The organism is Paenibacillus popilliae ATCC 14706 (genome assembly GCF_000315235.1).
In the GTDB taxonomy this organism is placed as follows: domain Bacteria; phylum Bacillota; class Bacilli; order Paenibacillales; family Paenibacillaceae; genus Paenibacillus_B; species Paenibacillus_B popilliae.
This window is the reverse complement of sequence record NZ_BALG01000377.1, coordinates 1-349: the sequence shown is the minus strand read 5'-3', so window position 1 is coordinate 349 and position 349 is coordinate 1. Positions and strand designations below refer to the sequence as shown.

Here is a 349-nt window from a genome sequence, read left to right as displayed (position 1 = left end):
AAGGGCATGGTTTCTCTCCGTTCAATAAGGGCTACGAAGATTATACCACAAAATGCTGGGATATAGTTACATTATTTTCGGAACATTATACTAGGAACCGTAATCTTCTGCTCGCCATACTCGCTTGTGATTGTCTTCTTACTTTTCCCATTGCGGCTATTGCTCGTCCGCTTGTTCTGCACGTCATGCTTCTTGTAGCCCAGATGGGTGTCCATCTCGGCCTCGAGCATTTCCTGCAACGTTTCTGCGAACAAGTCTTTTGTACGAAAATGACACCTTGCACGAAGTAGCAGGATGTAGTTCTTTACACTGAAATAGAAGGGTTATGTAAAATGGCACAAAAAAACAC

General features: G+C 43.3%; 1 pseudogene. It reads right to left on the bottom strand.

Features of this window, described 5'->3' with window-relative positions:
• Positions 1-92: 92 nt before the first annotated feature.
• Positions 93-260: pseudogene (locus tag PPOP_RS17510) on the bottom strand (transposase); the annotation flags it as partial.
• Between the last annotated feature and the right edge of the window lie 89 nt (positions 261-349).